Source organism: Streptomyces sp. TLI_146, assembly GCF_002846415.1.
GTDB lineage: Bacteria > Actinomycetota > Actinomycetes > Streptomycetales > Streptomycetaceae > Streptomyces.
On sequence record NZ_PJMX01000001.1, the window covers coordinates 54,905 to 80,686 of the forward strand.

At 70.2% G+C, this 25,782-nt stretch carries 22 protein-coding genes and 1 pseudogene; 17 read left to right on the top strand and 6 right to left on the bottom strand.

Features of this window, described 5'->3' with window-relative positions:
- Nucleotides 1-123: 123 nt before the first annotated feature.
- Both BX283_RS00210 and BX283_RS00215 read left to right on the top strand, forming a co-directional pair.
- Nucleotides 124-651 (top strand): hypothetical protein, encoded by a 528-nt coding sequence (locus BX283_RS00210; RefSeq protein WP_101385675.1) that lies wholly within the window; start codon nt 124-126, stop codon nt 649-651.
- Between the two features lie 197 nt (nt 652-848).
- Nucleotides 849-1,952 carry a hypothetical protein gene (locus tag BX283_RS00215; protein ID WP_143676299.1) on the top strand — a complete coding sequence of 368 codons (1,104 nt, stop codon included), beginning with the start codon at nt 849-851 and terminating at the stop codon, nt 1,950-1,952.
- A gap of 78 nt (nt 1,953-2,030) precedes the next feature.
- On the opposite strand, the gene BX283_RS39880 is transcribed toward BX283_RS00215, so the two are convergent.
- The 3 genes from BX283_RS39880 to BX283_RS00230 form a co-directional block, all read right to left on the bottom strand.
- Complete coding sequence (locus BX283_RS39880) at nt 2,031-2,837, bottom strand: DUF6602 domain-containing protein (protein ID WP_143676300.1); 807 nt, start codon at nt 2,835-2,837, stop codon at nt 2,031-2,033.
- A gap of 462 nt (nt 2,838-3,299) precedes the next feature.
- A complete protein-coding gene (locus BX283_RS00225) occupies nt 3,300-3,755 on the bottom strand; it encodes a M20 family metallopeptidase (RefSeq protein ID WP_143676301.1) in 456 nt (151 codons plus the stop codon).
- A 118-nt stretch (nt 3,756-3,873) separates the two neighbouring features.
- Nucleotides 3,874-5,217, bottom strand: coding sequence for a helix-turn-helix transcriptional regulator (locus BX283_RS00230; protein WP_143676302.1), 1,344 nt, complete (start codon nt 5,215-5,217; stop codon nt 3,874-3,876).
- 198 nt (nt 5,218-5,415) lie between these two features.
- Between BX283_RS00230 and BX283_RS00235 the strand changes: the two genes are divergently transcribed.
- Genes BX283_RS00235 through BX283_RS00250 form a run of 4 tightly spaced genes read left to right on the top strand, consistent with a single transcriptional unit; the run spans nt 5,416 to nt 9,023 of the window.
- A complete protein-coding gene (locus BX283_RS00235) occupies nt 5,416-6,450 on the top strand; it encodes a dTDP-glucose 4,6-dehydratase (protein WP_101385680.1) in 1,035 nt (344 codons plus the stop codon).
- The gene (locus tag BX283_RS00240; protein ID WP_257581559.1) at nt 6,440-7,453 is read left to right on the top strand and encodes an ATP-grasp domain-containing protein; all 1,014 of its coding nucleotides are present in this window, start codon (nt 6,440-6,442) and stop codon (nt 7,451-7,453) included. The genes BX283_RS00235 and BX283_RS00240 overlap by 11 nt, the downstream gene beginning before the upstream one ends.
- Nucleotides 7,450-8,589, top strand: coding sequence for a DegT/DnrJ/EryC1/StrS aminotransferase family protein (locus BX283_RS00245; RefSeq protein ID WP_101385681.1), 1,140 nt, complete (start codon nt 7,450-7,452; stop codon nt 8,587-8,589). Before BX283_RS00240 ends, BX283_RS00245 begins: the two co-directional genes overlap by 4 nt.
- Nucleotides 8,589-9,023: a low molecular weight phosphatase family protein gene (locus tag BX283_RS00250; protein ID WP_101385682.1), complete on the top strand. Its 435-nt coding sequence runs from the start codon at nt 8,589-8,591 to the stop codon at nt 9,021-9,023. The genes BX283_RS00245 and BX283_RS00250 overlap by 1 nt, the downstream gene beginning before the upstream one ends.
- Before the next feature lie 21 nt (nt 9,024-9,044).
- On the opposite strand, the gene BX283_RS00255 is transcribed toward BX283_RS00250, so the two are convergent.
- Together BX283_RS00255 and BX283_RS41155 are read right to left on the bottom strand one after the other, a co-directional pair.
- Nucleotides 9,045-10,217, bottom strand: a complete 1,173-nt coding sequence (locus BX283_RS00255; RefSeq protein WP_101392049.1) for a glycosyltransferase — start codon at nt 10,215-10,217, stop codon at nt 9,045-9,047.
- A gap of 123 nt (nt 10,218-10,340) precedes the next feature.
- Nucleotides 10,341-10,886: a hypothetical protein gene (locus BX283_RS41155; protein WP_257581562.1), complete on the bottom strand. Its 546-nt coding sequence runs from the start codon at nt 10,884-10,886 to the stop codon at nt 10,341-10,343.
- 429 nt (nt 10,887-11,315) lie between these two features.
- Between BX283_RS41155 and BX283_RS00265 the strand changes: the two genes are divergently transcribed.
- Complete coding sequence (locus tag BX283_RS00265) at nt 11,316-11,693, top strand: DUF5959 family protein (protein ID WP_257581564.1); 378 nt, start codon at nt 11,316-11,318, stop codon at nt 11,691-11,693.
- A gap of 164 nt (nt 11,694-11,857) precedes the next feature.
- Here BX283_RS00265 and BX283_RS00270 read toward each other — a convergent pair whose 3' ends face one another.
- Nucleotides 11,858-12,322, bottom strand: a complete 465-nt coding sequence (locus tag BX283_RS00270; protein WP_101385683.1) for a hypothetical protein — start codon at nt 12,320-12,322, stop codon at nt 11,858-11,860.
- Between the two features lie 452 nt (nt 12,323-12,774).
- On the opposite strand from BX283_RS00270, the gene BX283_RS00275 reads away from it, so the two are divergent.
- The 10 genes and pseudogenes from BX283_RS00275 to BX283_RS42315 all read left to right on the top strand — a co-directional run bounded on the left by BX283_RS00275 (nt 12,775) and on the right by BX283_RS42315 (nt 25,681).
- Nucleotides 12,775-13,698 carry a conjugal transfer protein gene (locus tag BX283_RS00275; protein WP_257581568.1) on the top strand — a complete coding sequence of 308 codons (924 nt, stop codon included), beginning with the start codon at nt 12,775-12,777 and terminating at the stop codon, nt 13,696-13,698.
- Entirely contained in the window at nt 13,695-14,039 is a 345-nt protein-coding gene (locus BX283_RS00280) for a hypothetical protein (RefSeq protein ID WP_101385685.1), read from the top strand. Before BX283_RS00275 ends, BX283_RS00280 begins: the two co-directional genes overlap by 4 nt.
- A complete protein-coding gene (locus BX283_RS00285) occupies nt 14,036-14,593 on the top strand; it encodes a hypothetical protein (RefSeq protein WP_101385686.1) in 558 nt (185 codons plus the stop codon). Before BX283_RS00280 ends, BX283_RS00285 begins: the two co-directional genes overlap by 4 nt.
- On the top strand, nt 14,590-17,286 hold the full coding sequence (locus tag BX283_RS00290) for an ATP-binding protein (RefSeq protein ID WP_101385687.1): 2,697 nt from the start codon (nt 14,590-14,592) through the stop codon (nt 17,284-17,286). Before BX283_RS00285 ends, BX283_RS00290 begins: the two co-directional genes overlap by 4 nt.
- 306 nt (nt 17,287-17,592) lie before the next feature.
- Entirely contained in the window at nt 17,593-20,373 is a 2,781-nt protein-coding gene (locus tag BX283_RS00295; protein WP_101385688.1) for a hypothetical protein, read from the top strand.
- 38 nt (nt 20,374-20,411) lie between these two features.
- A complete protein-coding gene (locus tag BX283_RS00300; protein WP_257581573.1) occupies nt 20,412-21,521 on the top strand; it encodes a C40 family peptidase in 1,110 nt (369 codons plus the stop codon).
- A complete protein-coding gene (locus BX283_RS00305) occupies nt 21,518-22,171 on the top strand; it encodes a hypothetical protein (RefSeq protein WP_101385690.1) in 654 nt (217 codons plus the stop codon). The genes BX283_RS00300 and BX283_RS00305 overlap by 4 nt, the downstream gene beginning before the upstream one ends.
- The gene (locus BX283_RS00310; protein ID WP_101385691.1) at nt 22,147-24,774 is read left to right on the top strand and encodes an ATP/GTP-binding protein; all 2,628 of its coding nucleotides are present in this window, start codon (nt 22,147-22,149) and stop codon (nt 24,772-24,774) included. The genes BX283_RS00305 and BX283_RS00310 overlap by 25 nt, the downstream gene beginning before the upstream one ends.
- Nucleotides 24,771-25,324: pseudogene (locus BX283_RS42310) on the top strand (replication-relaxation family protein); the annotation flags it as partial. The gene BX283_RS00310 and the pseudogene BX283_RS42310, both read left to right, overlap by 4 nt.
- Nucleotides 25,325-25,681 (top strand): hypothetical protein, encoded by a 357-nt coding sequence (locus tag BX283_RS42315; protein ID WP_373979671.1) that lies wholly within the window; start codon nt 25,325-25,327, stop codon nt 25,679-25,681.
- Nucleotides 25,682-25,782 lie beyond the last annotated feature (101 nt).

The following is a 25,782-nucleotide window of genomic DNA, read 5'->3' on the forward strand; positions in this document are numbered from 1 at the left end:
GCCGGCGAAGTAGCCAGGAAGAGTGAACCTGCCTCGCTTGGCGTCACGAACCGGAAACACCCTCCCCACCAGAGGTCCCGCGCGAGTCCAATAGGCGGCCTCAACAACGCCCAGGGGGCCTTCATGCGCCACAGCCCAACCGCCGCCATCTTCACCGCGACCGCGGCACTCCTGCTCGCCACCGGATGCAGCAACGACAAGCCCGACCGCGACCCCGGCCCCATCCCGCCCCCGCCCAGCGCCAGGGCCACACCCCAACCCACACGCACGCACAGGACCGCCACCGTGGCCGCCAGAACCGCCGCAGCCAAGATCCTCCACGCCAACGTCCAGCACTACCGCAACGCCCTCAACACCGGCCGCCGCACCTGGGGCACTTCGCAATTCGGCCCCTGGCAGACCAAAACGCTCACCGACCTCACCTACCAAGACGCCTTCACCACAGCCGACCAGCACTTCACGGCCGACACCGAACCCGACAGCATCAACACCTGGCACGACGACATCGCCGCAGCCACCGACGCCATCAACCAATGGGCTCAGCACAACACCCTCGCCACAGCAGCAGAACCCGCCCCCGCAAGCCACGACGCCGAAGCCGCCCTCACCAAAGCCGACCAGGACGCCGCCAACGTCGCCGCCGGGAAGTAGCCGCTGGCCACGCGGGCAGCCCCCGCCACAGCGGGCGGGGGCACTCTGCTGCTCCATGCCCGGGCGTTGATTGTCAGCGGCTTTGCCACAGCCTGGCCGGCGCAAGTAGCCCACCAATAGGCAGGGGCCAGGCGCGGGCAAGCCCCAACTCCCGTAGCCCATCTGGCTCTGTCAGTGGTGTGTTCTAAAGTCGGGCCATGACCACGAGCATTGAGGTGATCAAACCCGGTGACGTCCGTACGCGCACGGAGATTCGCGCTGTCTTTGGGGGAAGTCCCCAGGGAGGGATCTGCCCAGCTGACGACAATGTGAGCCTCTACTCCGACCCCGACGTGGGTGAGCGGAACGGCTACTACGACGGCTGGCTTGCCGAGGAGGACGAGCTGGGGCCGATTTTCGAGTACACGGGTGCCGGCAAGAACGGTGACCAGACCTTCGACGGCGTCGCTGGCACAGGCAACCGATCGATCCTTCGCCACGCAGAACAGGGCAGGGCGCTGCGCGTGTTCACTCGTGTTGGCAAAGTGCCGGGCAGTGGCACGAAGACGCACCGCTACCTTGGGGCGTTCACCCTGGATCCCCTGCAGCCGTACGTGTGGCGCCGGGTCCACGGTGAGGACCGCCAGGACCGCAACGTTGTCGTGTTCCGTCTCCGCCCCGAAGAGGATCTACAGCCTGCGCAGCAGGATGTCATCCCGGTCGCTGGGGAGACGACAGCTGAGTTCGTTCCCTTCCAGCTCGTCACTGCTGCGATATTTCAGTCAGAGCCAGCCACCAGTGGTGCACTGCCACTCCCTAAACAGCGGGTGCGCAAACGAGGGTCCACACGTGCGGCAGCGCCCAACGCGGAGACGAGTGGCTCGTTCGTGGTCCCGGAAGCCTTCAGTACCAAGTTGAGTCTGCGGGCTGCCACGGCTGCCACGGTCGCGGTCCGACGCGAAGCCGAGTTGACACAGGCATACAAGGCGCACCTGGACGCTGCCGGGCACCGCACAGGTGCCTTCCAGATCAAGGTGAAGGGTCTGACCTCAACGCTTCGTACCGATCTCTACGATGCCACGGACCACGTTCTCTATGAGGCGAAGGGATCAAGTTCTCGGGAGGACGTGCGGATGGCGCTTGGGCAGGTCCTCGACTACGGCCGGTATGTGACATCGCCTGAGCACGCGGGTGAGCCCAGGCGCGTGATTCTCTTGCCCGCTGCTCCTCCTCCGGACATGTACGCGTTGCTCGATCGCTATGAGGTGGGCGTGGTGTACCGGGGCGACGATGGACGGTTCGTCGGAGACCTCACGCGGTAAGCCGGCTCGTGCGACCCTCACCCCTCTGCTGACCCCGTGCCTCATCGCACGGGGCAGCAGAGGGGAGGCATCTCTCGTTCATATCGTCCAGCGGTTGGAGATATTTCCTAGCGGCGTAGCGCCGGAGTAGGGAATGAGGTCGAGCGGATTCATCCAGGCGTCAGAGAAGTGGATATTCAGGTGGAGCGCCAGGGTGAGGAGGATGTCCTGGTCTGGCAGGCAGTCCACCTGATACAGGGAGGCGCCGGCCATCGGCGACCTGAAGAGCGCGCCGGTTTTTGGGTCACCCCACTGCAAGTGTCCCCTCCCTGCGACCCACACACTGTCGGGCCACTCGACGGGGTTGCGACTGCGGCACCAGCCCATCAGATGCTGCGCAATGGTGTCCAAGTTGAGGCCATCGAACGCGACGATCATGCCGGATGTCGGGAAGTAGTCCCACTTCCTTCCATACGCTCGCGTGGAGCGTGGAAGCGTCCCCGCGATAGGACGGTAGGAACCTTTCGCGAGACTCCGCATCCTGCTGATTTTATTGCACGCATCAACGATCTGCTGGCCGTCAAGCTTCGTCTTCACCTCGACCATGCCGTAGACACACTCATTGGGAATGACTCGATAGCCCTGGAGACTCGTGAACGGCGGCGTATCGCGATCGATGAGCACGATGTCACACTGCGGTGAAACGTCACCAGTTGCCGCAATCACTTCAGCGTTGTGAATGGCTTCAACATGTGACGGAAGATAGCCTGACAGGAACTCACGAATCAGCAGCTCGCGAGACGTTCCAGCCTCCCCGTTGTGATGAAAATTTCGAGACTGCTCAAAATCCGCCCGCATACGCTTCGCCACAGATGCGAGAATCCTACCGAGTTTCTCTTGAGTCATAGACGAATCCTAAACCCCACCGCTGACAGCATGCTCAACACCCGGCAAAACGCGGGGAACCCGCGCCCCGGCCGGCGCAGGGCCGACGGCACGACCTCGAGAAGCCGGTACTACTGCCAGTACTCGGTGTCGTCCGCGTTGTTGGCGCTGTTGCTCCCAGGGGGGCGCCGACGACGGTGCCCAGGGTGCTGATGACGGGCGCGGTGTAGCTGACGGTCTCGAACTCGGTGTTCTCCACGGCATACCCCCACGAGTCGGTCGGTCGGGTTGGTCCGTCGGCCACACGGGGCGGTGCCGGCTCCCGTGCGGCGTCCTAGAGACGGAACGGTGGCCAGCACGTGATCAGCTCGACACGCGTGGGTGCCGGTCCGGGGAACTCTGCGTCGAGTTCGTCGACGGCCTTGCGAACCAGGGTCTCGGCGTCCTGATCGTCAAAGGCGGGGGTGGTGCGCATGTCCAGGTTCAGCTCGCACCGGTCCGGGGACACGAGAAACGCTGCCCGCCATGGATCGCGGTGACGGACAGCTTCGGCGGCAGCGGGAATCCCGAGTCCCCGGCCGCAGAGCCCGGCAGGTCAGTGGAATCGAGGAGTTGGACCAGGCGAACGGCACGGGAGATAGCGCCGAGCACGCTGCGGCTGGATCCAGAGTGCCCAGACGGCGCGTAGGCGGTGGTCGTGGCCCGCCACAGGCCACGGCCGCCGACAACGACCTCGTCCATGCCGAGGTAGCCGATCATCACCCCGGCGGGGCGGGCAGCCTCGGGGGCGGCCAGGTAGGAGGGGGCGCCCCCGAAGCCCCCCGAGTCTTCGTCGGCGTCAAGGAGAACGGCCCGGCCGTCGTGGAGCGATGCGGCGCGGGCGTGAACATCCGCAGCGATGTGCACGAAGGCCGATGCCGCCACCCGCGGACCGGCCATCCCTCACCCCACCAAGGCGCCTCGGATGGGCGGGGCATCGGCGAGCCACCTCCTTGCAAAGGAGCGGCTCGGCTGTGCCGGTTCGGCTCCTGCCTCATCCACCGCGACAACAACCCCGTCATACGGCGGCCTTCAACCGATGCCGCGCGTACGAGCGGAGATCGCGCACCGTCGCAGCGTCCCGGTGCGGTTCCAGCAACGTCCCCAGGGTGTTCCGCACCAAGTCGAGGCAGCGTGAGGCACCCGTGCCCAGGGCGGTGTCCAGTGCCGTGCGGGTGTCCGCCACCGCGGCGTCCACGTCGTGGCTGGCGAGCGCGGTGTGGGCGCGGTAGGTGAGCATGATGGCCCGGGTTCTCTCACGCACGGGGTCCAGCAGGCCCAGACCCTCGTCGAGGGCGGACGCGGCGCGTTGCGGATCGTCCAGATCCAGCCAGCAGCGGCCCGCGTCGACAGCGACGTCCGCGGGGCTCATCCATGACACCCAGGGAGGGGCCGTACCCGCGTGGCCGCGTTCCAGCTCGCGCTCGGCGTCACTTAGGGCACGGGCCGTGCCGACCTCATCGTGCAGGAGGGCGAGAGCGCGGGCGCGGCGCACGTCCAGCAGGGATCGAGCGGTCGCGTGACGGGTACGCGTGCGGGCGTGGGCGAGAATGTTCACGGCGTCACGGGGGTGGCCGAGCCAGGTGGCGGAGTAGGCGAGATCAGACAGGACCCCGGCCCCCAGGTCACGATCGTCGGCGGTGTGCGCGGCATGCAGGGCGGTGCGCCAATGGCGCTGCGCCGAGGCATGGCGGCCCTGGTCGAAGTGGAGCCAAGCGGCGCACTGCGCAGCCTGGGCGAGCACGGTGCACAGACGCCGCTCGGTGGGATCGTCATAGCGGCTGGTGTCCAGCAGGTTGATCGTGACGCGCATGGCGGCGCCTAACAGGCCGGCGCACTCCGGCGCAGAGGTGTTCGCCAGCTCTGGAAGGGTGTTGACGCTGTCCTCCAGCCACATCAGCAGACCCTCGTCCACGCGCCGCCCGGCTAGCGCTCCGACCAGACGCTCAGGCTCGACGCTCGCCCAGGCGGCCGCCATGCCGACCAGCGACCCTACAGTCAGGACCAGGAAGGTACGGCGGTCGGGTCGGTCAAGTTCCACCAGTACCTCCGAGTGGGCTGCGCGGGCGCCGGCAGGGCTGAAAGGGAACGGATGATCGTAGGCGGGCAGCCACCACGGCCACCCCATGGCTCGGACGAGCTCTGGAGCGACGCAGAGCACGTCGGCCAGCAACTCCTGGTAGAGGTCGCTCGGTACGCCGACCCTCCCGTGCTCCCAGCGGTAGATCCGGCTGCGGTCGGCGGACACGATCAGCCCGCGTCGCGCCGCGGCCACGTGCAGGTGACGAGCGAGCTTTTCCATGCTCCACCCGCGCTGTTCGCGCGTGTAGGTCAGCGGATGTGGTACGGCTTCGGTAGTCACGCACACCCCCAACTCTGGCCTTTGCACAGCACCGTAGCGACCGGCTTGGGTCAACGGGACCACATCGGGGATACAGACCGGCCGCCGCGCGCGCCTCACTGTGGAAGCTGCTCGGCCAGACGCCGGGCACTCTCGACGTCTCCGGTTTCCCTGCCTGCGCGCACGCAACCGGAGCCGCCCACCTCCCGGGAGGCACCCATGAGACGTGTGCTCGTCACCGGCGGCGCCGGCTTCATCGGCTCGCACTTCGTCAAGCGCATCATCAAGGCCGAGGACGTCACTCACGTGATCGTCCTCGACGCCCTCACCTACGCCGGTCACATCGAGAACCTGGGCACGGCCTTCCTCTCCGACAAGCTGCGGTTCGTCCACGGCAGCATCCAGGACGCCGCAGTCGTCAACGCGCTGATGGGAGCCGGCACCACCGACGTGGTGCACTTCGCGGCCGAGTCCCACGTCGACCGCTCCTACCACGCGGCCGCCGGGTTCCTGTCGACGAACGTGCTCGGCACCCAGAACCTCGTGGACGCCGCGCACCGCCACGACATCGAAAAGTTCGTCCACGTCTCGACCGACGAGGTCTACGGCCCGCTCGCACAGGGCACGGCAACCGAGGAGGCGCCGCTGCGCCCCACCGTCCCCTACGCGGTGTCCAAGGCGGCCAGCGACCTGGTCGCCCTGGGTGCCCACCAGACGCTCGGGCTCCCGGTGTGCGTGACCCGCAGCAGCAACAACTACGGGCCCTACCAGCACCCCGAGAAGATCATCCCCCTGTTCGTCACCCGGCTACTGCGCAGCCTGCCCGTCACCCTCCACGACCGCGGCCAGCACGTGCGCAACTGGCTGCACGTCGAGGACAACTGCGCCGGCATCGAGGCGGTGCTACGCCACGGCAGGCCCGGCGAGATCTACAATCTCGGCGGCGGCACCGACCTCTCCAGCAAGGAGCTCACCGGCCACCTGCTGAACCTCTGCGACGCCACCTGGGACGCGGTCACCTACATCCCCGACCGGCCGGCCAACGACGTCCGCTACTCCATCGACTGGGCCAAGGCCCGTGACCAGCTCGGCTACCGGCCGCAGCACCGCCTGGAGGACGGCCTCGCCGAGACCGCCGAGTGGTACCGCCGCAATCCGGACCGCTGGGCCCCGCTGGCGGCTGCCGGCCTGCGCACCGTCCTGTCTTCCGCCCGCCCGCTGCTCGCCCCGCTGGAGACGCCCCGTGGCCACTGACCAGATCGAGCCGCGCCGGATTCTCGTCACGGGCGTCGGCGCTAATCCCGGATTCGGCCTCACCCGCAGCCTCACCCGCCTGGGCCACCACGTCGTCGCCGCCGACGCCAGTCCGCTCGCGCCTGGCTTCCTCCTCCCCGACGTCACCCCCCACCTCATCCCGCTGGCAGACAACCCCGGCTACTGCACCCGCCTGGAGGAGCTGTGCCGGGACCTCAAGGTCGACGCGATCGTGCCCGCCATCGAGGACGACCTCCCGCCGCTGCTGTGCATGGCCGCGCGCCTGGAGGAGACAGGTGTACGCCTGTGGCTGCCCGAGCCCGCGTCCGTCCACGCGTGCATCGATAAGGGCGCCTTCCACGAGGTACTCACGGAGCACGGCGTGCCCACCCCCCGCGCCTGGTGGGGTGACGCTCTCGACCAGGTCCCCGACGACACCGAGCTGGTGGTCAAGCCCCGGCGCGGCCACGGCGCCCAGCACGTCCACTTCGTCGACAACCGGCGCCACGCCCTGCTGCTGCACGAGTTGGTGCCCGGCGCACTGGTGCAACAGCGGGTGCACGGCATCGAGTTCACCGCAGACTGCCTCGTGGACCGCTCCAAACAGGTGTCGGTGATCCTGCGCCGCCGGGACCTGGTGAAGGCCGGGCTCGCCACGGTCTCCACCACCTTCCACGACCCCGCCGTCCTCGGCCTCGTCCGGGCCACGCTGCGCGCGGTTTGCGCCGAGGGGCTGTGCTGTGTGCAGGGCTTCATCCAGGACAGCGGCGCCATCACCATCACCGAGCTGAACGTACGGGTGGCCGGCGGCTTCCCGCTGGCCGAAGCGGCCGGAGCCGACCTCGTCGGCCAGATGGTACGCGGCCTGTTCCACCTGCCGGTCGACCACGACACGCTCACCTACCGGCCCGGGATGTTCCTGACCAACTACGTCGAGACGCTGGCTATCGGTAACGCCGCTGACCTGGAGCGCATCGTCACCGCCGAGGAGGCTGGCGCATGACCGCGACCCGTCCCGACCACCGACGCAACGCCAGTCCCTTCCTCTACGGGGCAGAGGCGGCCGCCGTCGCTCGCGTGCTGGAGAGCGGCCATTACGGGCACACCGATCTCACCGAGGAGTTCGAGCGGCGGGTCGCCGCCTACCTTGGCGCGCCCGACGTGGTGGCCGTCTCCTCCGGCACGGCCGCCCTCCACAGTGCCCTGCTCGCCGTCGGCATCGGCGCCGGTGACGAGGTGGTCGTGCCGTCCATGACCTTCTGCGCCACCGTGCAGGCCGTCCTCGCCGTTGGAGCGACCCCGCGGTTCGTCGACGTCGACGCCGCCACCCTTTGCGTTACCCCGCAGCTGGTCATGGAGGCGGTCACTGACTCCACGGCCGCCGTCCTCCCGGTCTTCTTCGGCGGCCGGGCCGTCGACCTCGCCCCGATCCGCGCGGACCTCAGCGAGCGGGGCATCGTCGTCATCGAGGACGCCGCGCACGCCTTCGGTTCCCGCAACCGCACGGGCGCCGGCCTCGTTGGTGGCGACGGAACGGCCCTGACGTGCTTCTCCTTCGGGCCGATCAAGAACCTGACCTGCGGCCAAGGCGGCGCGGTCATCCCCCGCACACCCGAGGAGGCCGCGACCATCCGCCAACTCCGCCTCCTGGGGGTCGTGCAGTCGCAGAGTGAGCGCGCGGAGAGAACCGCGTACCAGGTGGCCAGTTTCGGCCTGCGCTACCAGCTCTCGGCCATCAACGCCGCCATCGGCCTGGCCCAGTTGAACGGCTTCGACACCGCGGCGGCGACCCGGCGCCACCTCTGGCGCACCTACCGGAGCGCACTCGCCGAGCTGGACGGCGTGACGCTCATCGACGTCGACCCCGACCACGCGGTGCCGCACCTGTGCCAGGTCCGCGTGCAGCGGCGCAACGAGGTCTTCGTGCACCTGCGGGCAGCGAACGTCGGGGTCGGGGTGCACTACCCGCCCAACCATCTCCAGCCCGCGTTCGCGTCCTGGCGGCGCCCCCTGCCGGTCACCGAGCAAGTCGGCGCGGAGATCCTGAGCCTGCCCTTCCACCAGCACCTCACCGGGGCCGACGTTCACCACGTCGTGAGCACCCTGCGCGATGCCCTCCAGCACGCCGGGGGCTCGTGATGCCTGCCAAGGTACTCACCGTATGCCTGGGCAACTACTGCCGCTCGCCGTTCGCCCAGCTCGCCCTTACTCGCCGGGGCGGATCGCGACTGGCGGTCCGCTCTGCCGGGCTCATCAGCAAGTGGCAGGACCAGCCAGCCAACCCAGCCATGATCAACGCGGCCCGGCGGCTGGGCTACGACCTCAGCGCCCACCGCGGCCAGCACATCACGCTGGAGATGCTGGGATGGGCGGACACCGTCCTCGCCATGGACGCTTCTGTCCTCACCGTGCTGCGGGCTGTCTTCGGTCCGGAGCACGAGAGCAAGCTGCGCCTCTACCTCGGCGACCGCGACGTCCCCGACCCGATAGGCCAGGACGACGCTGCGTTCGTCGACTGCGCGGTGATGATCGAGGCCGGAACCGCCCTGCACGGCGGCGGCCGCATCACCTGACGCCCTTGCCGCTCGGGGCGGTCACCCGGATGCTGCGGACAGGAGCACGTCTACGAGCCTGGCTGCGGCATCCGGGCGTCCGTGCGACCTGGCCGCAGCCGCCATCGCCTTCCGGCGCACCGGGTCCTCAAGGAGCGGGCCCACCGCGTCACGCAGGTGGCGGCCGGTGACCTCACCAAGGAGCGCGACCGCCGCACCGGACTCCTCCAAGTGCGCCGCGTTGTGCGCCTGCTCGTTGCCGGCTGCCGAGGCGAGCGGGAGGAAGACGGCGGGCTTGCCCAGGGCAGTCAGCTCGGCCAGCGTGCCCGCGCCGCTGCGCGAGATCACCAGATCGGCCAGCGCCAGCACATCGGGCAACTCCGGCCCGACGAACGGGGTGAGGTAATACCGGGCAGCCAGAGCCGCGGGCAGCCCGGCCGCGCGCGCGGACAGCGTCTCCCGGTGGGCAGGACCGCATTGGTGCACCACGTTCGCCCGCTCCAGCAGCCACGGCAACTCGCCGCCGACCACGTCGTTGATCTGCTGCGAGCCCTGCGCTCCGCCGGTGACATACACCGTCGGCAGGCGGCGCTCGAACTGGAGGCCCAGCGCGGTCACTGCCTTGTCAGGTTGGCCAGACAGGACCTCCGGGCGCACCGGATTGCCGGTGACCACCGCCGCGGAGCGCACACTCTGCGGAAGGAGCGGCAAGCTCGACTCCGAGGACAGCGCGATCCGTGTGGCGGAACCGGCGAGCTTGCGGTTGGCGAGGCCGAGCCTCACGGTCTGCTCGTGCAGGACCAGCGGGACCTTGCACATGCGTGCAGCCAGCCCCGTCGGCACGGCCACGTAGCCGCCCGTCGCAAGCACGACGTCCGGCCGGAAGCCCGCAACTGCCTTGCGGGCCTGGGCGACCCCAAGCGGAACACGCGCCATATCACGGACATTGGCGGGCGACACCATCTTCAACGGGTTCGACGACCGCCGGATCTTCCCCGTCGCGACCGTCGTGAACGCGATGCCCTCCGCACTCGTCACCCGTGCCTCCAGGCCCTCGGCGGTGCCGATCCACAGCACATCAAGCGGGCGGCCGTCGGCGGCCAGGCGAGCCTGCAACGTGCGGATCGCGGTGAGCGCGGGATAGGTATGACCGCCGGTACCTCCTCCCGTGACGATCAAACGGAAAGCGGCCGGAGACTGAGAAGCGCTGTTCACTTCGAGCACCTTAGTGCTTACCGGCCGGGCACGAAGCCGCTTCCCGCGTGCACCACCGGATTCCGGCCGCTGCGGGGCGCGCCATATGGGTGTGCGAAATCGAGAGAGGCTCGTCGACGGTTCTCAGCGGGCCTTTCCTTGCTTGGGCGTGGTGAGGTCTACGACGGCCCACAGGCGTGTGCCGTCCGGGGCGTGGTCGCTGCCGCAGGCGGCAACTGAAGGGCAGTCAGCGACCGTGGTCAGGGACAGCTGGGCGGTCGTGTCGTGGAGGGACTGGTGGCTGAGCACGAGGATGCAGGCACGGCCCCCTTCATCAGCCAGGTGCACGCTGATCCGCCGGCCCGCATCCGCCACCGCCGGCGCGATCAGCACGGCCGCCACCTGGCGGACCGCAGTCTCGTCGGGCCGGTAGCCCCAGGCACGGAGCTGTTCGACGATGCGGCGCTGGGCGGTGGAAGCGGTCCACAAGGCGGACTCCATCGGCCAGTTCACGCACCGGCGGTTCGACAGCCGCACGCGCGCACGCGACCCCTGCACCAGCGGTGCGGGGGCGTGCTGGGTGCCGGGTTCGGGCGGGAACGGGGACGGCGGCTTCTTCGGCGGCGGTGGGGATTTCGGCGGGAAATCCGGCCGGTGCTCCCGTGCGGCACTCTCGGAGGTCTCGGACATTGCTAGGTCCTCCTCGCCTGCCGCACGAGCCGCAACCGACTCCGTACAGCCCATGCTAGGCCTGACAGTGGCAGGCCGTCAGCGCCTCCCCCGAACGGGTGACTACACCAGCACCAGGAACCGGGCCGGTGAGCCCGCCGCCTTGGGCTGGCTACGGATGGGCGCTTGACCGTGCCCATGGGAAAGCCGCACGCGGACATGCCGCCGCTGCTGCGGTCATGCAGCCTCCAGGCGGACGGCGGCGGGTCAAGAACTCCTAACGATGCCCCCATACCGGCCGAGTGGTGGTGTGCGTGCATCATGACGGCAGTTGATGTGCGTGGGGGGGGGGAGCGAGGATGGCCGAGGACAACGCTGTGGATCTCATTTGTCTGGCCGACGGGGAGAGCTGTCTCCTGGTGCGGGTGCTGAGCCGTCACCTGCCCCGGGGTGTTGCCCCGGCACGATTTCCTCGACGCTGAGATCGTCGTCACCAGCGGGTTCGCCCGGGGACCCCTGGAGGTGTGTCTGGCCCCGGACGACTTGGACAGCTGGCAGCAGGTCTTGGACGCGCTTGCCGCCGGGCAGGGTGCCATCTGGATGGACGACGGGCGCAACCCCGAAATCCGATTCGAAATGTCCAGCCAGGCCGGGATCGTCGTGGTTGTGGTGGAGGACCTCGCTGATACGGGGACGCCCGTGCGGGTTCCGGTGCGTCTGGCTGATGGGTGGGCTGATGATCACTACGAACGGCTGCAGCGCGTCAGGGCGACGTGGCCCCAAGAAGTGGTGGAGAGAGCCCCGGGTGCCTATGAGTGGCGGCGCTAAGCCGCCGACAACCCACGCCATCAGATCAGTACGCATCCAGGGTGAGAAAGCCCTCGTGGTGTCGTCCCGGCTCTCCCAGCGGGGCCGATGCGTACCGTAGCAACCCGAACGTCGACTGCGGGGGCGACGAACGCCAAGCCGCAGCAGGTAAATCTCCCCGCAGGTCAGAGCGCGATCGGCCGGTACTTCATCGCCTCGTCCACGATCTGCTCGGCAGACGCATCCTTCAGGGCGTCCGACGGGTGGAAGACCAGGTCACTCACCCCGGGATGCGGCACGTTCGCTTCCAGGAGCCGCAGATAGTAGCTGCTCTCCGGGGAGGCCGTCAGCAGTCTGCGGACACACTCAACGAGTTCGTCGCGGGAAATGTCCGCCACTACGGGGCGGGCCGGCCGGGCCGCCTCCTTCGCGAAGTCCTCCAGGCTCCTGCTGCCGTGGTACCCCGCGAAGTCGAAAGCCTCGTAGGCGTGCCCCGTCATCGCGTTGAAGGCCGCGATCGCCTCGTCTGCCGCCTCCGGGCGCGACGTCACCAGACCATCGATGCGTTCGATCTCCGTACACAGCTCGTCCAACCACTGCCGATCCACGGGTGGGGGCAACAACTCCGGTCTCAGGTCCACAGCCCGCATTATGTCCCCCGGCACCGACACAGGCCCGCGACAGTGCGTTGCGGACCGGCCAGAGCAGCCAGAGCCGGCCAGTTGTCGTGGTGGGGCCCACCACGCCCCCCACCACGCCCCTGTGAGAGACCGGATCCCTCCAGACTGCGCAACCGGCACGTCATATGGAGTTGCGCAACACGGCGCGGCCCGGCCCACCGGGCACACGTGACCGGGTGCGCAGCCGGAGCGACGGTCCGCGCAACGACTGCGCACGCCCTCCCCTGTTGCCCCCGTCGGACGGCATCCGCGCGGCGTGGTGGGGGCGCGAGTGGGCCCACCATGGCCCCCACCACGGTTTCTGTGTCCTGTTCGTGACTGTGGTGGGGGTCTGGTGGTGGGTGGTGTGGTGGGGGCCGGAGGGTTTCCTCAAGGTCAGCAATCACCCATTCTGACCTGGGAGTTCGACCATGTCCTCTGGCATGCAGGCTTCGCCTGGCGCGGCTGCCGCTCCGACGGCGGGGGGCGCGCGGCTGGAGGTGATGCGGCGGCGTGTCCGCTTCTCGCGCCTCGCCCTGTGGGCCGCCATCGCCTCCGGTCCCATCGCCCTGGCGGTCGCCGTCGCCTCCAGCACACCCACGGTGAGGGCGGCCACCCCGGCCCAGCCCGCGCCGTCGCGCAGTACGACGGCCGCCGCTGAGGCGGCCCCGGCGGGCTATGCGCAGCTGTTCGTCAGCGCGTGGCTGCGCAGCACGACGAGTGATCCGTCGAGTGCGCAGGCGCGGCTTGCGCAGTCGATGGCGCCCAGCGTCGAGTTGCCCGAATCGGCGGGTGCGCAAGCAGGGCCCGCGTCGGTGACCGTGCTGCGCAGTGCGCGGCGGGGTAGCGGCGTGTGGTCGGTGACGGTGGCCGCGCAGTACACCGACGGCACGGTGCGCTACTACGCGGTCCCGGTTGCCGCCGGTGCCTCGGGCACCTCGTTCGCCGTGACGGGTGCGCCGGGTGTGGTTGCCGGACCAGGCCGGGCCGCGGTGGCGAAGTCGCCGTACGGCGTGTCGGTCCGGGCCGGTGATCTCACGTCCGCCATCGGGCGGTTCCTCGGCGCCTACCTCACCGGGGCCGGCGAGGTCGAGCGTTACCTCGCGCCCGGCGTGAAGCTCAGTGCTGTCTCCCCCGCCCCGTTCCAAGGGGCCACAGTGCAGCGGATATCCGCCGCCGAGACCGCAGCGGCAGCTGAGCGCGTCCCGGCCGACGGCACCACGGTCCGGGTCCTGGCCACGGTGGAGGCCCGCGACCGCGGCGGCCGGTGGCCGCTGGCGTACGAACTCGCCCTCAAGGCCCGCTCAGGCCGCTGGGAGATCACGGCGCTGGAATCCGGGGCCGCCCAGGACGGGGGTTCCCGGTGAACACGGTGCACACTCTGATGCTCGCCGGAGAGCTCAACGACCTCGGTGACAGCTGGATCAGCATGTTCAAGGAGTGGGCGACCAAGAGCCTGCAGACCGGCCTGGTTTGCTTGGTGGTCGTCATCATGATCCAGAAATTCAGTCTCAAGGCCGGGATCGGCGCGTTGCTCTTGATGATCATCGCGCTCGGGCTGTACAACTCCCGCGACAGCCTGGCGAAGATGTTCGAAGACGAGGTGAACAACCCGTCCAAGGGCGCCCCCGCCATCCCCGGCATCGTCCAACAGGTCGACCCCACGGCCTCCCTCGAGCTTGCGCCGAGCGACGGGGGTTGGCTGTGAGCGCGGCCGCGGCGCGGGTGGGCCGCTTCTACACCACGGCGCGCCGCCACCCGTGGGTGCTGGGCAAGGTCGCCGACTGGCGAATCCCCCTCGGCCCCTACACTCCCGCGCAGATAGCGGTCGTCGTCGGCGGGGGCCTGCTCCTGGTCAAGACGATCAGCTGGTGGTCGTGGATGGGACCAGTGCCGGTCGCGGCCTGGGTCCTGGCCGTCTGGACCGTACGCCGACCCACGATGAGGGGGCGCGCCCCGATCCAGGCCGCTGTGGGCTGGGCGATGCTCAGCTGGCAGCCGCGGGGCGGGCGGATCGGCGGGCGGGCCGCCCGCGACCGCGCTCCACGGGCGCTGCTCGGCGGCTTCACCATCGAGGCGGAGCCCGCACCAGTCGCTTCGGCCGCTCCGCCGTCCGCGCGGGCGCCCCGCCGGAGCAGGGCCGCCGCACGGCGTGCGTCTTCGCCCCGCCCTTCTGTCCGGACCGCTCCCGCAGCTCCGGTGGGGCCGGTGTCGGCTGTGCAGCAGCTGCTCGCACGGTCCGAGTACGGGGGTGTGCGGTGAGGGTGCCGATCCGTCACATCGCCGGGCACCTGGTGTGGTCGACGCAGGGCAGCGTCTGGGCCCTGTACCGCCTGCGCCCCGGTCCCGACGCCCAAGGACAGCACGCCGAGAGTGTCCAGGGCACCTACGTGCCCGCTGCGGTCCGCGACGAACAGCTCGCCCACATCACCCACTTGGTTCGCTCGCTGTCCGGCAGCCCGCGTCTGTTCGGGCTGTGCGCCCAGCTCGACCCGGGGGAGGTCGCCCTCAAGATGATCGAGGGCATCGAACCGGTCGAGCAGGCGTCGGGCGGGGGCCCGCATCCGTGGGTGGAGAGCGTCGATGCCGTCCTGGATCTGCTGGACCAAGAGGAGATGCACCGCCGCACCCTATGGCTGGCCGTGCCCCTGCGCACCGACGCCGCTCAGCTGCAGGTCTCGGCGCAGCTGGGCGCGGTGTGGGCGGAGATTTCCCCGAAGCTGGGCCTGCGTCCGGTGCCGGTGGCGCGGCGCGAGGTGATGGCGTATCGCGAGCAGGCCTCCCGGGTGGAGGCCGCGCTCGCCGGTGGGATCGCTTTTCGTCCGGCCCGTCCGGCGGAGGTCGTGTGGATGATCCAGCACGCCCTGCACCGCGGTCTGCCGGAGCCGCTGCTGGCCGAGGCCGAGAGCAGCGAGCTGTACAACGGGCAGATCCGCGAGGGTGTACTGCGGTCCCCCAGCTATGCCGACCTCGGCCAGGTCCGCCTGCACGAAGGGGGCATCGACCCGGCGATCGACGAGGCCGACAAGCTCACGAACGCGGGCCAGATCACCCGCACAGGCCGTGGCTCCTGGTGGCGGCTGAAGGCAAGGTCGCCGCTGGGGCGGCGGTGGCTGCAGGTCGAGTCCGAAACGGGGGCGGGCTATCAGGCGCACCTCGCGCTGGCCGAGTGCCCGCCCACGGTCAGCCAGGGTGCCGCTGATCTGTTCGCCCAGTTGGAGAGTCTCGACTTCCCCGTCGACTACACCGTCGACCTCACCCTCGTGTCCGCGGAAAAGGCGCGTCAGCAGGTACGGCGCAAGAAGACCGAGTTGATCGACCAGGCCGAGCAGTACGACGCCCGCCCCACCGGCATGCCCGCCTCCCTGCCCGACGCCGCCCGCGACCTCGGTGAGCTCGATGCGCGTCTGTCCCGGACCAGTGTCGAGGTGGAGGTGCAGTCGGTCACCGTCCTGACCGTGTGGGGGCCCACCGCCGCTATCTGCGACGCCCGGGCCCGCGCGCTCGCCGCCCTGCTGGCCGGCGCCGACTACCGGGCGGTGCGCCCTACCGGCCTGCAAGAAGCCCTCTTCACGCTCGGCCTGCCCGGCACAGCCCGGCCGGGCCTGGTACGGGAGTTCACCCAGCACCAGGTCTCCGAGGACTGGGCCCTCAACGGGGCCCTCAGCGTGAGCGAGGTCGGCGACCCGAACGGGATGTTCCTCGGCATCGACCTGGACTGCGGCACCACCCGCCCCGTCATGATCAACGTGGCCGACGCGCCCAAGGTCGACGCGTCCGCCTCGATGGGCATCGTCGGGGACCTGGGTGCTGGCAAGAGCGTGCTGCAGAAGCTGATCACGGAGGCGGTGTGGGCGCGCGGCGGCTGCGCGATCTGCATCGACCGCACCCCCGTACGTGAATGGGCGGCCTTCGCCCGCACCGCCACCGACGGCCGTGCGCAGATCATCGACGCCGCCCAGGCCGAAGTCTCCATCGACCCGCTGCGCGCGTTCGACGGCCCCGAAGGCCGCCACTACGCGCTGTCCTACCTCACCCTCCAGCTCGGCATCGGCCCCATGAGCACCAGCGGAGAGGTCCTCCACCATGCGGTCGAACAGGCCGCCGCCAGCGATTCCCCGTCCATGCAGCAGGTCGTGGACGTCCTGGAACAGATGGCCACCACGGGGGCCGGCAAGCGGCAGGACTCGGCCGCCACGCTCGCCGGGCTGATCCGCGTCGTCGCCACCAACCCGCTCGCGCGGATGGTCTTCGACCCGACGCTGGCGCCGGTGCGCCTGGACGCGTCCAGCACCACCGACATGATCGTGATCACCACGGCCGGTCTGACACTTCCCCCCAAAGCCGCCTTCGACAAGCCCGAGGTGCTCCAGCAGCAGCCGCTGGAGGCGCTGATCGGCCGCGCCGTGCTCTACCTGATCGCCGCCCTCGCCCGCCAGACCGCCTTCGCGGACCCTGATCGGTTCACCGCAGTGGTGCTCGACGAGCTGTACTGGCTCACCTCCTCCACCGAAGGCACCGCCCTGGTCCACGAGATCCTCCACGACGGCCGCAAACACGGCGCCGGCCTACTGGGCGCCTCCCACGACGCCCTCGAACTCGGCCCCGACCGCGGCCTGATGGCCTACCGGGCACTGGCCCGCACGGCCGATCGCGAACGGGCCCGCCACGGCCTGGAATTCGTCGGACTCGACCCGAACGACCCGGAGCTGCTGCGGCTGGTCACCACCGGCCTGTCCCCCGTCGGCCACCAGGGCCGCGAAGGCGAATTCCTGCTGGCCTGCCCACGCCAGAACACCGGCCGCATCAAAGCCGTCATCCCCCGCATCGCCCGCATCACCGCCTCCATCACCACCACCCCCGGAGGCCACGGCCCGAGGCCTGCCGCGCCGTCAACGCCACAGGAAGCCGACCCCCAGGCGCCCGGCCCCCACCCGAAGGCGGCCATCCGATGACCTCCTCACGCTGGGGCCGCATCCGGCAGGGCGCAGCGGCCGCGAGTATGAGCCTCGCGCTGATCACCATCGTCTGTGGTGTCATCGCCCTCGCTGCCACAGGGGGCGTGCCAGCCGGATGGTGGCCCCGCACAGGGCAAGCCTTCGACCCCGTCCCGCAGCCCGGTCGCAAAGACCCGTGCACTCTGGGCGTCGGCGCGGCCTTCGAACCGTTGGGCACGGCCGGGGCGGCTGGGGTTGGGGCGGGTGTGGCCGGCCTGGTGGGGTGCCAGGTGGGGTGCCTGCCTGGACAGGGGCGGGGCTGAGATGCTGCGTCCCCACCGTGCAACCGGGCGTTCGCTCGGCTTCGTCGTCCTGCTCACCGGGGTGTTCGTCGTGGTGAACACCCAAGTCGTCTACGCCGCCAGCAGCACCGGTGAAACGGGGGATCTGCTCGCGCCGCTGAACATCGCCTCGTCCGAGGGCGTGCCGATCGACGGGTACGAGCTGAACGCCTCCGGCGGCTCCATCGTCGCCTTCAAAAGCCAGGCCCTCGCCTTCGCCCTGTCCGGGCTGTTCACCCTGGTCCGGCTGCTGGTGGGCCTGGCCGGATGGGCAGTGGAGGTGGCCTTCCGCTTTCCGCTGCTGAAGATCCTGTCCCGTCCGGCGCAGCAGGCGGCCGACACCTACGCCAACGTCGTGGTCGACACCCTGGGGTTGAAGGGGTTGCTGCTGGCGTGGGCGTTCACTTTCGCCGCCTTCATGCTGGTACGCGGCCGCGTCGGCCGGGGGCTGGGCGAAATCTTCCTCACGCTGCTGATCGGGGCGATCGCCGCCTCCGCGCTCATCCGCCCCGACACCCTGCTCGCCGAGTCCGGGCCGCTGGGGCAGGCGCAGCAGGTCGGTGCCGAGGTCGCCCAGCAGAGCGTGAGCGCCTACAACTGGGGCGGCAAACTCGCCAGCCGCGGCCCCTGCGATGCCATGACCGGCAACGCCGAACGAACCTGCCTCGCCCAACCAGGGCATGAGCCCACCGCCGCGGTGGCAGTGGCCCGACCGCTCCAGGACTCGCTCACCAACGCTCTGATCGTCAAGCCCTTCATGCTGCTGCAGTACGGGCGCATCCTCGACCCCGGCAAAACGTCCGACCGTGCCGCGTATGCGGTGCATCTGAAGTGGGTCACCGGCGGCTACAAGCCCAGGGACGATGTACCGGGCGGGCCGTGCAGCCTGATCAAAGGCCCCGCCAAGCAGTACTGCCTGGCCGGACAAGGCGGCGCGGCACCCGACCGCCGGGACGCCCTGCCGTCGCTGACCGCAGCCGGTGACCTGCTCGATTCACCGCATCCAGTCCTGGGCGAGGACGACCAGGAGTTCGCCGCCTTCCTCACCGACCTCAAGAAGACGGGCCCGGTCGGCAAGGCCTGCGCCGCCTATGCGGAACGGCCCACCTGGTGGCGGGTCGGCGGCGCCGGACTGCTGCTGCTCGCCGCGCTGTTCATCTGCGGCATGCTCCTGTCCTCCGCGGTCGTGCTGCTCGGCACGCAGGGCGTGTGCGTGGCGGCCGCGGCCGCCGGCGGCATCACCTTCGTCGCGGGCATGCTCCCGGGGCCCGCGCGGCAGTCGGTGTGGAAATGGCTGTCTCTGTGGGGCATCGCGATCGTCGCGGTGGTCGGGATCTGCGCGTTCATCCCGTTCTTCGGGATCGCCGTCGACGCCACCGTCACAAACGGCCCCGACCTGATGGTGGAACGGATCCTGCTCATCGATGTCCTGGCCATCGCCGGGGCCGCCGGACACCGCCGCCTGCTTGGCGGCATCAGCTCGTTCGGCCGGCGGATGGCGATGCGGATGCGCTACGCCACGATCGGCGGCACCCACCTGCCGGGCGACACCTCCGAACTCGGGGCCGCCCTCGCCATGAACTCCCCCGCGGCGCTGGGCGGTTACGGCGCCGGGCTGCGCCTGTTCACCGGCACCGGCGGCCGGTACGGGATGCTCGGCACCCGCCAGCGCCTGCTGGGTGCGCTGGGCTCCCTGGCCGACGGTACGGGGATGCCGGTGGACACCGGCGCGATGCTGACCGATGCCACCGCTGAAGCCGGACGCGGACTCGCCCCCCTCACCGCGGCCGCCGCCATCGGCGGGCTCGGTGCGCGGCTCGGCGTCAGGGGCGGGCACTGGCTGCTGATCGGACGACGGCCAGACAAGGAGCAGCTGGCCAAGTGGCGCAAACCCACTGCGGATGGAGATGCGAACGGCGGCGGCCCGTCGGGTGGCGGCAGCGATGGCTCGGGCGGCACGAGTCCGCGTCGGCCCGGCGGACCACCGGACCGCTACCGCGACGCCGACGGCCAGATCATCGACCGCAACAGCGGCAAAGTACTGCACGACCAGCACACCGACCGCACCCTGCTCTCCACCCGGGCACACAACCGGCTGGTCCGCTACCGCGGCTACCGCATCCTGCACCGTGGCAGCCGGACCGCCTACGGGGCCACCGTCGGGCTCCCGGCCAACGTCCGCCGCACCCGCGCGGGCGACACCGCCGCCTCGCGCTACACCCACGACGCCCGCCAGCAGGTGCGGGTGTGGGGCAACACGGTGCGTGAGGACGGCCGCGCCTGGCACGACACCGCACGGCACGTCTCCACTGTCGTGCGGGAGAACACCGACGACCGCGGCGGCCCCGGCCCGTTCCCCAGCCGCCGCCTGCCCACCGCAGGCACCTCGACCGTCGCCTCCCGCCCGGTAACCCCGGCCCAGCCAGCGTCCTCCGGCCGCACCGCGGCGCGTCCGGCCCCCGCCGGACGGACCACCCAAGCAACCGGTGCCCCTTCCGCAACCGCACGAACTACCCAAGCAGGGGGTGCCCCTTCTACAACCGCACCGCCCCCGGCACAGCCGTCGCGCCCGAACAGTCCTGGGCCCCGCTCCCGCCCCGATCTCCACCAGGCCGTACTTCCCGGTGGCGGGAGCGCCCGCGGTCAGGCGCGCCAGGAGGCGCGGGCTCGGATGCAGGAGCTGATGCGCAGGACCGCACCCGAGGCCGAACGCCTGCGCCAGCAACGGGCCCGTCGCCGGAACAAGGGCGGTGAACAGGAGTGACACGCTCTGGACGCCACGTCCGGCGGTGGGCTTGCCTGGTGGCGCTGCTGGTGTTCGCCGCCACGTGCTGCGCGGCCCCCGTATCCAATGCGATCAGCGCGTACGTCGCGCTCACCACGCGCGCCCAGGACGATGAGTCAGTCGCGGGGGGTGGCGACGCCGCGGATATCCCGGCCCGGATGCTGACGGCCTATAAGAGGGCCGTCGAGCACGTCGGCGCGTACGTACCGAAGTGCCAGGGGATGCGCTGGCCCGTCCTGGCGGGGATCGCGAAGGTCGAGTCCAATCACGCCGTCGGCCGGACGATCGCCGCCAATGGCGACATCCGACCCCGGATTTATGGGGTCTTACTCAACGGCTCCGGGCAGGGCGGCAACACCACGACCGTTGCCGACACCGACGGCGGAAAGTGGGACGGCACCGCGACGGGCGAGCGTGCTGTCGGACCGTTCCAGTTCCTGCCCTCCACCTGGGAGACGACCGGCAGGGACTCCAACGACGACGGAATAGCCGATCCGCACAACGCGGACGACGCCGCCCTCGGCTCCGCCATCTACCTGTGTGGCGACGGACGGAATCTGCGGCAGCGTTCACGGCTCGAAGCGGCGATCTGGCAGTACAACCATTCCGCCGCGTACGTGGCGGAGGTGCTGGGCTGGATCGACCAGTACACGGCGGCCGCCACCGGCCCGGCGACGAACAACCTCACCGGCACGGTCCGCACCGTCATCGAGGCCGCCCTCGCGCAGAAGGGTGTGCCGTACTCCTGGGGCGGCGGCGATGCCAGCGGCCCCACCCACGGGATCTGCTGCACCCCCAGCGGCACGAGCGGCACCAGCATCAAAGGGTTCGACTGCTCGGGATTGACGACCTACGCCTACGCCAAGGCCGGGGTACACCTGCCGCGAACCGCCGCCGAGCAGGCCAGGGTCGGCCGACGGATCCCCGCCAGCCTCGGCACCAGCGCCCTCAAGCCCGGCGACCTCGTCTTCTACGCCTACGCCCCTGGCCACGACGCGACGATCTACCACGTCGGGATCTATGTAGGCGGCGGGCAGATGGTCAACGCCGCCCGCCCGGGAACCGTGGTGCGCCTGGACGCCGTTACCGCCATGCCCGGCTACGCGGGAGGAGCCCGGCTGCTGTGACCACCACGCCGCGCTCCCCACAACTACTTGTGCTCAGCACCGTCATGCTGGCCGTCGCCGGGATTGCCCTGCTGAGCGTGCCCGACTGGCGCGGGCCTTTGTCCGAGCCGACGGCACCGACCGGGCACGCCACCACCGGTCGGTCATCGGTCCGTAGTGCGTCTCCCTCGAGCACACTGGCCCCCGACACCTCTGACGCCGCGACGTCGCCCCGGTCATCACCCACGGCCACCGTGTCAGTCTCCGCGCTGCCCCCGCACGGCGAAGGTCTGGGAGGCGACGCGGTGATTCAGGGGAGTCTGGAGTCGGCCTGGCCCGCCGACCTTGCGCCCGCTGATGAGCGGGTGTTGCTCGATGCCGGCCGCGCGCTACTGCGGGCGGATACCACCGGCCTCGGCCGCGCGCAGTGGCCCACCGTCTTCGCCGCCTCGGGCCAGGCGCTCGCCCCGGCGCTCTCTACCGCGCGCTGGCGCGTCCAGGCCGCGATCGCCCGCCGCAACGGAGCTGCTGACCGGGCGGTCGTGCATCTGGTGTGGGCAGCCGTCGATCGCGCCGGGACCTTCAGGGACGGCCGCATCACCAACTGGCACTTCACCCGCACCCTGTCGAAGGAGGAGGGCTCCACGTGGATACCGCAGCCCCGTACATAACCGGAACGGCAGGCGGGGCGGGGTCCGCGCCGTTCCTCGGGCTCGTGGTGGGCGTCGTGCGTGCCGTGGGCTGGGTGATCACTTATTGGTGGGTGGTGGCCGCAGCCACCGTCCTCGTCGCGACAGTGGGAGAGATGGTGGTGCGCCGTCTGGCGCGTAAGGCCTCGGCGCAGCGGATGGCGCTGGCGCTTGTGCCGTCGCGGCACTTCGACCCTGGCATCGAGGAGATTTTCCGCCAGGGTGTCCAACTCGCCCGGGCCTCGACCTCCATGCCGTGGTGGGCACCGCGGCGCTCCAAGACGGTGCAGATCCGGCTGCGCGCCGACGGCTCCAGCCCGCTGCGCTACCGGATCGAAGGACCGGCGGGCGGTGAACGCCTGTTGTCGATCACACCCTTCGGTCCCGGGGTGACGGTGAAGCGGGCCGGTTCGCTGGTGGACAAGCCGCGCACCCATGAGGTGCGGGCGGAGTTCATCCTGCGCGGCAGGCCCACCGAGCCGCTGCGCGAAGTACCCCTCTCCCCCGACCCGCTGCAGCCGCTCGTCGACGCCGTGTCCGATCTACGGGCCGACCTGGGCGACCTGGCCGAGATCCGGCTCGACATCCAGCGCGCCCCCAAAATGGCGCTCCGTGCGCGGCGTCATCAACTGATGACGCAGGCACGCCGCATGGAGCGGCGCGAGGCTCAGCGAGCCGCCCGGTGGATACGACAGGACGCCTTGGGGATCGAGGATTCCCTGGCCTGGCAGGTGCAGCAGCTGGTGGCCGGAAAGAACAGCGGTGGGCGGCGGCTGGTGATGCCGCCAGTCCCCCGCCGCATCGATGCCGCCGACGCGCTGGGCAAACTCGCCGACGACGACCACCTGGTGCGGGTGCAGCTGCTGGTGATGTGCGCCTCCCACACAGAAGGCCGGGCCCGGGCCCGTCTCGCTCAGCTCCAGGCGGCCCTCGATGTTTTCGGCGGCGGGTCGCGGTGGGCGATGCGCGGGCTGCGGGTGGGTCCGTGGCGGTTCGGCGCGGATCGCTGGCCCAGCCGCCGCGGTTTTGAACGCCGCTGGAATCTGGGGCACTGCCAGCCGCCACGCGCCAACTGGGTCCAGCTGGACGAACTGACCGGTCTGCTCAAGCCTCCTACGATTCACTGCCGCCTGCCCCTGCTGGCCGGTGATCTACCGACGTTCGAACACGGCAATCCCGACTTGCTGTTGCAGGGGATCTATCGCGGGCCGGACGGCCGCTGTCGCCTGGTCGCCACCTACGCACGCGAGACGCTGTTCGAGGTCGGGGTCGGCAAAGCAGGCGGCGGAAAAACGGAGCGTGCCCTGGCCCAGGCCATCGGCTGGGCCCACGCCAGCGGCGGACTGATGTTCGTCGACCCGCACCGCGACTCGTGGCCGCGCGCGCTGCCGTTTTTGGCCCACGAGCATCTGATGGAGCGGATCGCGCTCATCGACCTGAACGCCCACGGCCGGGCTCCGCAGATCAGCTGCTGGAACCCGATCGGCATGCACCAGGGACAGGTCGCGCACGAGGTCGTCGAGGCGACCTCCGACGCGTACGCGTCCGTGCTGGGCTGGGACGACGCCACAGCCCCGCGGGCCCTGACCATCTTCACCGCGGCGTTGGCGGTGCTGGTGGCCGTCAACGAAGCCGCCTGCCACGCCGGGAAGCCCGAGGACCAAGCCACCATCTTCCACGTGCGGGCCCTGCTCACCGACCCTGCCTTTCGCGCCGTCGCCCTCACGGCGGTGGAGGGGCGCCTGGATGAGGAGACCCGATCGTGGTGGCACACCGTGTTCCCCACGCTGCCCGCCGACGCGTTCGCCGTGGTCCTCAACCCGATCGCCCGCCTCGCCGCGAATCCGGTGACCCGCGCCTTCCTCGGGCAGCCCGCCGGCGTCTACAACATCCGCGCCGCCATGGACACGAAGATGATCGTGTGGGTGTGCCCGGGCGGCAACGGGCCCACCGACCGGCTCATCACCGCACTCCTCGCCCGCGACCTGCTGCGGGCCGTGCGCTCGCGCCGCGACACCCCCGAAGACCAGCGGGTGCCGTTCCGCGCCTACTTCGACGAACTGATCACGCTGACCGGCGCGGCCCCCGAGACGATCGCCGCGATGTTCGAGGACTTCCGCAAATACCGCGTCCACGTCCACGGCATGACCCAGCTGCTGGGCCGCCTCCCCATGCCGGTGAAACAGTCGCTGGTGCAGAACGCCTCGACCCTGGCCTCGACCGCGGGCTCGCAGTCCGCCATCACCCCGATCACCGCCGAATGGGGCGACCACCCCAGCCCCGAAGTCGTCGCATCCCTGGACCGGTTCGAGCACTACATGTCCCTGACCGTCCACGGGCGCCGCGTCGGCCCCGTCCGCATCACCGGCCCTCACCTCGACGACGTCTTCGCCGACTACGCCCGCCCCCACGACGCGAGCGCACTGGAACGTGCCGCCCAGGCCACCGCGGGCGCCGCACCCCTTCCACAGCTCACCGACCGGGCTGAAAAGCAGCTGACCCGTGTGACCAGCTTCCTCACCCACCACGCCACCGCGACCGGCCCGAGCACCCGGCCGGCCAGGAAGAGGAGGTACCAGCCGTGACCACCCCTTTCGAGTCCCCTCCCGGCAGAAGTGCGCCGAGTCCCGCCGAGACGCTCGCGCACCAGCTCCTGGCCGCGCTCGCCCAGCACCGCATCGCCACCACGCCGCAGCTCCAGGAACTGCTCCGTCCCGAGGCACGGCTTCAGACGCTCTCCGCGCCGCTGAACAAACTGCGCCACGAAGGCCTGGTGGACTTCGCCGTGCTGCCCGCCTCCTACCGGTCCCGCCTGTGGTTCCTCACCCGCGAAGGCGCCCACCTGGCCCGCGACTTCCCCGCCCTGCGCGGCCGGCCCCCCTACCCCATCACCAGCGCGACAGCCGCCTCCCTCAAAACCCCCCACACCCTCACCGTCCTGCGCACCCACCTTGCCTTCCTCACCGACGCCCGACACCGCGGCGACGAGCACGGGCCCTGGGACTGGACCCCGAGGTCTCCCACCCCCTCGGCGACGGCGAGCGTCTCATCGCCGACGCCCTCATGCATTACACCCTCACCACAGGCCAAGAGCGCACCCAGCTCCGCGCGTTCATCGAAGTCGACCGCGCGACCATGAGCAGCGAACGCCTCGCCTCCAAACTCATCGGATACGCACGCCTGTGGACATACGAACCTCAGGTCATCGGCCGCCCCCGTACACGCCAGCCCACTCCTGGGCCGATATGGCTGCGCTGGTACCCCGTCTTCCCCCGCATCCTGGTCGTCCTGACCGGAGCCACCCGCACCGTCCTCGGCAACCGCATCAGCGACCTCCAGGCAATGACAACCGAACACCCCCTCGTCGCCACACTCGCCCGGCAGGTACCCATGGGCGCAGCCATCCTCGACGACCTCGAAAACCCAGGACCCACCAGCAACGTCTGGACACCACTGACCGGAGGCAACCCGCGGCCCTGGACCGCACTCTGAAGCCCCCAGGAAGCAGGGCGTGGCGCTGTTGTGGCACGTTCGGGTTAAGCGCATCAATGATGGGCCTCACCGTTCACCAACAGTCGCGCTCTTGCACCGTC

Bases quoted from the DNA above. Each gene is read 5' to 3' on its own strand.
- BX283_RS00210 (WP_101385675.1), top strand. From the start codon at position 124: ATGCGCCACAGCCCAACCGCCGCCATCTTCACCGCGACCGCGGCACTC.
- BX283_RS00215 (WP_143676299.1), top strand. From the start codon at position 849: ATGACCACGAGCATTGAGGTGATCAAACCCGGTGACGTCCGTACGCGC.
- BX283_RS39880 (WP_143676300.1), bottom strand. From the start codon at position 2,837: ATGACTCAAGAGAAACTCGGTAGGATTCTCGCATCTGTGGCGAAGCGT.
- BX283_RS00225 (WP_143676301.1), bottom strand. From the start codon at position 3,755: ATGGCCGGTCCGCGGGTGGCGGCATCGGCCTTCGTGCACATCGCTGCG.
- BX283_RS00235 (WP_101385680.1), top strand. From the start codon at position 5,416: ATGAGACGTGTGCTCGTCACCGGCGGCGCCGGCTTCATCGGCTCGCAC.
- BX283_RS00245 (WP_101385681.1), top strand. From the start codon at position 7,450: ATGACCGCGACCCGTCCCGACCACCGACGCAACGCCAGTCCCTTCCTC.
- BX283_RS00250 (WP_101385682.1), top strand. From the start codon at position 8,589: ATGCCTGCCAAGGTACTCACCGTATGCCTGGGCAACTACTGCCGCTCG.
- BX283_RS41155 (WP_257581562.1), bottom strand. From the start codon at position 10,886: ATGTCCGAGACCTCCGAGAGTGCCGCACGGGAGCACCGGCCGGATTTC.
- BX283_RS00270 (WP_101385683.1), bottom strand. From the start codon at position 12,322: ATGCGGGCTGTGGACCTGAGACCGGAGTTGTTGCCCCCACCCGTGGAT.
- BX283_RS00275 (WP_257581568.1), top strand. From the start codon at position 12,775: ATGCAGGCTTCGCCTGGCGCGGCTGCCGCTCCGACGGCGGGGGGCGCG.
- BX283_RS00295 (WP_101385688.1), top strand. From the start codon at position 17,593: ATGCTGCGTCCCCACCGTGCAACCGGGCGTTCGCTCGGCTTCGTCGTC.
- BX283_RS42315 (WP_373979671.1), top strand. From the start codon at position 25,325: ATGAGCAGCGAACGCCTCGCCTCCAAACTCATCGGATACGCACGCCTG.